The following is a 7,054-nucleotide window of genomic DNA, read 5'->3' as shown; positions in this document are numbered from 1 at the left end:
GAGGCAAAGATAATGTAATTTCGACATAGGTGAAATAATTATGAATAACTACTTATACCACATATGTACATCCAACAATGAGAAATTGAACGGTATCTGGGCGATATAGCCTAAAGACACACTCAACGATTGACGAGTCACCTCTTCTCCCGAATAAGGGAAGAAATCAAGAATAAGTTCCGGCCTCAAACCAAGCAGTCCCGTAAACCAAGGAAATAAATTATAAATAACAGACCAAATCAAGAAAGGCCAGAATACACGCAATATCCTTTTCTTATAGAAAATAGAAGTCTCTTCCCGGACCGGTAGCAACAAGGCTCCCGTAATCATAACGAACAGAGGTACACAAGGACGAAGAAAAGCCCCATAGGCAGCTCCCCAAAACTTAATATCCCCAATAATCGGAGAATCTCCGGGATAGAAATTAAACGGGTCTGTACAATGACAGCAAACAACAGTAAACATGGCTATCAAGCGTACGACATCCAGCCGAATAGGAGATTCAGCTGGATTTCTAACCTCTATTAACGATATTCATTAATATACAAAGTCTTTCCTACGGATAAACGCCACCGTACGATGTATTTCCGTGTACATAATAATATCCTCATCGATAAATGGCACCTCTTTCCGGTAATCCTTCAAGAACTTCTCCAACACAGGGGAGGTCCTAGCCGGACGACGGAACTCGATTCCTTGTGCCGCATTCATCAGCTCGATTGCCAAGATATGATCCAAGTTGTCCATGATCTTAAACAATTTCGTCGCCGCATTCGCCCCCATACTCACATGATCCTCTTGTCCATTACTAGACACGATAGAATCGCTGCTCGCCGCATAGCAATACATCTTATTCTGGCTTACCATACTGGCGGCCGCATATTGAGGGATCATGAAACCGGAGTTCAAGCCGGGATTAGCGACCAAGAACTCAGGCAATCCCCGCAAACCCATGATCAATTGAGCGACACGACGTTCCGATATATTTCCTAACTCAGCCAAGGCAATCGCCAAGAAATCATAAGAAATCGCCAAGGGCTGACCGTGGAAATTACCGCCGGAAATAATCTTATCCTCCTCCGGGAAGATCGTCGGGTTATCCGTCACGGAATTTACTTCGGTAAGCAGGACATTCGCCACATAATTGATAGCGTCCTTCGTAGCCCCATGCACTTGAGGGATACAACGGAAGGAATACGGGTCCTGAACATGTTCCTTTTTCCGGGTGATTAACTCACTTCCCTCCAATAGCCGTCGAAAAGCGGCCCCGGTCTCGATTTGTCCGGGATGCGGACGCATCTGCTGGATACAATCCATGAAAGGATCGATACGCCCATCGAAAACCTCCAAGGATAAAGCGGCGATCAGATCCGCTTTCTTGGACAGGCTAAACGCACGCATCAAGGCGAATACGCCATTGGCGCTCATAAATTGCGTACCGTTCAATAAAGCTAACCCCTCCTTGCTTTTCAGCTTCACAGGCTTCCAAGCGAACTCATCCAATACGCTGATCGCTTCCCGTTTGCGGCCCTTATAATAAACGTCACCCACGCCGATCAGAGGCAGAAACAAATTCGCCAAAGGCGCCAAATCACCGGAAGCGCCCAAAGAGCCACGATCATACACAATCGGAAGCACATCATTATTGAAAAAGTCCAGAATACGTTGTACGGTGATCACCTGTACGCCACTATGCCCCAACGAAAGGGCATGCGCTTTCAATAACATCATCAAACGGACAATCACCGGACTTACTTCATCTCCTACACTACAGGCATGACTTTTCACCAAGTTCTCTTGCAAAGTGCTCAATTCGTCCGGAGAGATATTCTTATTGCATAAGGAACCGAAACCGGTAGTAATCCCATACAAAGGCCCCTCTTGCTGCTCGATTTTATGGTCTAAGTAATCCCGGCAACGCTGGATACGCTCCTTCACCTCGAGTGAAAGCTCCAACTTCATATTTTGAGTAAGTATCCGTTCGATTCCCTCAAATGAGAGAGGCTCGGACCCCACATAATAGACATTGCTCATATGCTATAATTTAGTCTTCACCCAATCCAATAACTTTTGCTCTACACGGATAGCATTCGCCTCCAGTTCATCCGCTTTCTTCCGCATCATTCCGACGAACACCTCGTCTTGGATGGACATCAAGTTAATTCGGACATTCAACAAAGCCCCCAATACACAAGTACGGGCAGCCATCATCGCCACGCAAGCATCCGTAACAGCATTCTGATTACCTTTGTGAGCTACATAGATTATCGTCTCCATTACGGAACCGATCTCCTCCGCCACCCTCATCGGAACAATAGCCGCCTCTTTAGTAGCGCTCTGTATCGCATTCGTGCGGATCACCTGTTCGTCATGCGTTTCTTTCGGCAACTTAAAAGCAGAGAATACACGATCATAGGCCTCACTGTCCTTATCGATATATTCAGTAAGACGCTCACGGATCAAAGCCGCCTCGGTAGCGATCGTTTTCATTTGTCCTTCCACTTCCGCATATTTCTTCTTGCCAACAGTCAGATGGGCCACCATCTCTGTCAAGGCCGCCGCTATAGCGCCATTCAAGGCAGATATACTACCACCACCTGGAACGGGAGCACTACCCGCCGTTTCCACCAAAAAATCTTTAATTGTCAAGTCTGCTAACATAGTATTTTGATTTAAATGATTCAACAATTCTTACCTTACATCATATAAAGTTCCCCGTCCTTAATTACGGTATCCACAAGATTCATTCCCACATGATAAGGGAGAAATTTATAAGACGGATATTTCAGCAAGATCACGTCCGCACGTTTTCCCACACTGATACTTCCAATCTCGGAAGCACGTCCTACAGCAGCAGCACCATTAATAGTCAATGCCGTTACCGCTTCTTCAGGACTCATTTTCATATAAATACAAGCCAAAGCTATCATCATCGGAATCGAGGCAGAGAAACAACTTCCCGGATTCAGATCGGAAGCTAAAGCCACCGCACAACCAGCATCTATCATCTTCCTTGCAGGCGCATACGGCTCATTCAAGGAAAAAGCTGTCAGCGGAAGTAAAGTAGCCACGACACCCGCTCTGGCCAGACGTTTGATGCCTGTATCCGAAATATGTAATAAATGATCAGCACTTACACACTTCAAAGAAGCCGCCAGTTCCGCTCCTCCGAAAGGAACGATCTCATCCGCATGCATCTTCAATTTAAAACGATGATGACGGGCCGCACGAAGCAAACGTTCACTCTGTTCTAATGAAAAAACGCCTTTCTCACAAAACACATCACAAAATGTAACCGTATGTTCGGCTCGGATGACAGGAAGCACTTCCTCGATCATATAATCCACATAATCATCGGTACGATCGGCAAATTCAGGAGGAACGGCATGAGCTCCTAAAAAGGTCGATACGACATCCATCGGATGCGACTCATGCAAGTCCGACATGACACGAAGCTGAACTAATTCTGTTTGCAAATCCAAACCATAACCACTTTTCCCTTCCACTGTGGTAACTCCCATGGAGAATAACTCATCCAAACGTTCTTCCCCTCTGTCCCATAATGTATTGAAATCACTTTCACGGGTAGCTTTCATCGTATTCACGATACCTCCACCACGCTCCATGATCGACATATAATTATCTCCCCGCAATCGCCAAGAGAACTCCTCCTCCCGATAACCGCCAAAGACAAAATGAGTATGACTATCTACGAATCCGGGTAACACTGCTTGCTTCTCCGCCCGAATCTCCAAATAATCCTCCGCATGGATGTCTCGAAGTACCTCCTCCGTAGGTCCTACATGCGTAATAACTCCATCAGACATCGCCACGGCTCCATCCTCGATAACGCCTAAATCAGACATCTCCGCTCCCCGTCGTGCCCTATCCCCATGACAAGTGACGATCTGGGCAGCATTCCTGATTAATATCTTGCTATTCTCCATACGCTATTCCATACTACGGGCTTCCAGCACCTGATTCATTGAGAAATCCTCCAATCCCAAATAGTAAGAGGCCGTATCAATCAACGCCTCCATAGGAACCAAGCCGATAATCTCGCTCCCCACCACCGAAACGCCATATCTGCGAGCTTCGATACGAACTAACTCAAAGGCCCGGTACAAAGCTGTACGGGTATAATCGGTCATATTAATAGAAACCTGTACGATACCACGTTCCTTCAACTCAACCCCCATCGCTTTACAATAGCGTAAACCTCCGCCGATGAAACGGATTTTCTTCGCTATATCCGTAGCGATCCACAATTGATTCGTTCCTAAGTTCACATTATAGGCGACCAAAGGCATGCGGGCTCCTATGGCGACCGTACCGGCTGTCGGATGTCTTTCGGCCGGACCAAAATCCGGTTTCCACTCCGGTTGATGGATTTTCTCTGCCATCCCTTCAAACTCTCCTTTACGGATCGCAGCCAGATTCTCCCGGTAAGGGGCGGAAGCCGATTTCTCATATAAGAAGACCGGCACGGCATAACGAGTGCCCACGTCCTCCCCTACTTCCTTAGACAAGGCGATCGCCTCTTCCATCGTACATCCGCGAATCGGTATAAAAGGAACCACATCTACGGCCCCCATTCGAGGATGTTGACCGCTATGCTTGTTTAAATCGATCAGCTCAACGGCAACTCCAATGGCCTCCAATACGGCTTGTTTTAAAGCGACTGGCTCCCCTACCACGGTAACAACCAAGCGATTGTGATCCTCATCATTACTATAGTCCAACAGTTTAACACCCGTCTTAGCCCGGAAAGGCGCTACGATCTTATCTATCTTCTCCAGATCCCGTCCTTCACTGAAGTTAGGGACACATTCCATAATCTTATTCCAAGTACTCATACCTTTTTATTTAATGATGTTTGTACGATTTCATGAATAAACGCCCTCTCCGGGATATACGGAAGGGTAATATGATACTGTTCGCCACGGTTCTCATTGAAAGTAGCGCTCGTACGCATCGCATTCGGGTTACGGGCCCATGAGCGACGAGCGACACCCCCCATCACGTCCCATATCATAGCAGAGCGAAGTATCTCGTCCACCCGCTCACTACCATCGAGAACCATACCGAAACCTCCGTTTATCGCCTTACCGATACCAACTCCTCCACCATTATGAAGAGCGACCAAGCTCATACCCCGGGCGGCATTTCCAGCGAAGCACTGCACCGCCATATCAGCCATCACATTGCTCCCGTCCCGTATATTAGAGGTCTCACGGAATGGAGAATCCGTACCGCTCACGTCATGATGGTCTCGTCCCAACATAATCGGGCCTACCTCCCCATCACGTACCATTCGGTTAAACTCAAGGGCGATCTTCAAGCGCCCCTCAGCGTCTTGATATAAGATCCGGGCTTGCGTACCCACCACCAAACGGTTCTTCTCCGCGTCACGTATCCAATTATAATTATCCATATCCTGCCCTCTTCGAGTCGGATCGATACACGCCATAGCCGCATGATCCGTGCGAATCAAATCTTCCGGCTTACCGCTTAAACATACCCAGCGGAAAGGGCCATACCCATAATCAAATAATTCCGGCCCCATGATATCTTCCACATAAGAAGGCCATATAAAACCATCTTTCTCATCCACACCGTTACGGGAAATCTCATGTACACCGGCATCATAGATCGCTTTCATGAAGGAGTTCCCATAGTCAAAGAAATAGGTACCCCGGGCAACCAGACGCTTGATCACCTCGAAATGTCGCTTCAACGTTTTATCGACCAAAGCACAAAAGTCTTCCCGGTGATGAGCCAATAAATCCGTACGTTCCTCAAACGTCACGCCTGCCGGACAATAACCACCTTCATAGACCGCATGACACGAGGTCTGGTCACTCAAAAGGTCGATGGAAAGCCCCTGTTTATCGGCATATTCCAATAAATCCACGATATTGCCATGAAAAGCGATAGAGATCGGTTCTTTCTTACGAATCGCCTCATCGGCTAAGGAAAAAGCTTTCCCCATATCATCCGTCACATGCTGGACCCATCCTTGGCATCGGCGTGTCTCGATACGGGAAGCGTCTACCTCGGCGATTATACTGGCAGCACCGGCAATCACGGCGGCTTTAGGTTGAGCGCCACTCATTCCTCCTAAACCGGAAGATACAAACAGATAGCCTCGCAAATCCTTATCTTGTGGAATCCCTAATTTCTTACGTCCGGCATTCAACAATGTATTAAACGTACCGTGTACGATACCTTGCGGGCCGATATACATCCAACCTCCGGCCGTCATCTGTCCATAATTAGCGACTCCCATCTGGGCGGCGACATGCCAATCCTTTTGGTTATCGAACATTCCCACCATCATGGAGTTCGTGATAATCACCCGTGGGGCATCCGGCTTGGAATGAAACAATCCCAGAGGATGCCCGGATTCGATCACCAAGGTCTGTTCCTCGGTCAGCTCCTCCAAATACTTCTTAATCAAACGATATTGCATCCAATTCTGGCAGACCTGCCCAGTCTCGCCATACGTAACTAACTCATAAGGGTACAAAGCGATATCAAAGCAAAGGTTATTATCGATCATTACTTGAAAGGCCTTTCCCTCGATACATTTACCTTTATATTCAGAGATAGGCTTCGCTTTCAAGTCTCCCTGCGGACGGTAACGATAACCATAGATCCGTCCCCGGGTCAATAATTCCTCCATGAACTCAGGAGCTAGCTTCTCATGTAATTCAACAGGGATGTAACGAAGCGCGTTCATCAATGCCGTTTCTGTTTGAGCGGGCGTAAGCGAATAGCCGCGATCGGGAGCACGGCGAATACCGGAAACGAAGGAAGGATATTCCGGCAAATAGTTATCAAGATGTATTTCCATAACGTGAATGATTTAGTAGGTGCTTACAATCTGCAAGGAATTTCACGGATTCAGCGCCGACAAGTTAGCGATTATCCAAATCCCAGCCAATTATCATTCCATGTTTAGAAGCATAAAAAAGCCCCCGTCTCTCTCATCCTCCCTGAAGTGCACCCCAAAAGTTAGACACAAAACTTTTGGAGTGCATTTTTTATGAAG

The 7,054-nt window shown here is 47.2% G+C and carries 5 protein-coding genes and 1 pseudogene; all 6 read right to left on the bottom strand.

The annotated features are described in order from the left end of the window. Positions 1 to 54: 54 nt before the first annotated feature. Positions 55 to 525, bottom strand: a pseudogene (locus E5342_RS18285) (acyltransferase); the annotation flags it as partial. Between the two features lie 12 nt (positions 526 to 537). After that, complete coding sequence (hutH, locus tag E5342_RS18280; protein WP_135960016.1) at positions 538 to 2,034, bottom strand: histidine ammonia-lyase; 1,497 nt, start codon at positions 2,032 to 2,034, stop codon at positions 538 to 540. Positions 2,035 to 2,037: 3 nt separating this feature from the next. Further along, on the bottom strand, positions 2,038 to 2,661 hold the full coding sequence (locus E5342_RS18275) for a cyclodeaminase/cyclohydrolase family protein (RefSeq protein ID WP_135960015.1): 624 nt from the start codon (positions 2,659 to 2,661) through the stop codon (positions 2,038 to 2,040). A gap of 35 nt (positions 2,662 to 2,696) precedes the next feature. Beyond that, positions 2,697 to 3,947 (bottom strand): imidazolonepropionase, encoded by a 1,251-nt coding sequence (hutI, locus tag E5342_RS18270; RefSeq protein WP_121737049.1) that lies wholly within the window; start codon positions 3,945 to 3,947, stop codon positions 2,697 to 2,699. Positions 3,948 to 3,950: 3 nt separating this feature from the next. Continuing rightward, entirely contained in the window at positions 3,951 to 4,856 is a 906-nt protein-coding gene (ftcD, locus tag E5342_RS18265; protein WP_135960014.1) for a glutamate formimidoyltransferase, read from the bottom strand. Next, positions 4,853 to 6,856 carry a urocanate hydratase gene (locus E5342_RS18260; RefSeq protein ID WP_135960013.1) on the bottom strand — a complete coding sequence of 668 codons (2,004 nt, stop codon included), beginning with the start codon at positions 6,854 to 6,856 and terminating at the stop codon, positions 4,853 to 4,855. The genes ftcD and E5342_RS18260 overlap by 4 nt, the downstream gene beginning before the upstream one ends. Positions 6,857 to 7,054 lie beyond the last annotated feature (198 nt).

The organism is Parabacteroides distasonis (genome assembly GCF_004793765.1).
GTDB classification, from domain to species: domain Bacteria; phylum Bacteroidota; class Bacteroidia; order Bacteroidales; family Tannerellaceae; genus Parabacteroides; species Parabacteroides distasonis_A.
The sequence above is the reverse complement of the archived record's forward strand: the minus strand, read 5'-3'. Positions and strand labels throughout refer to the sequence as shown.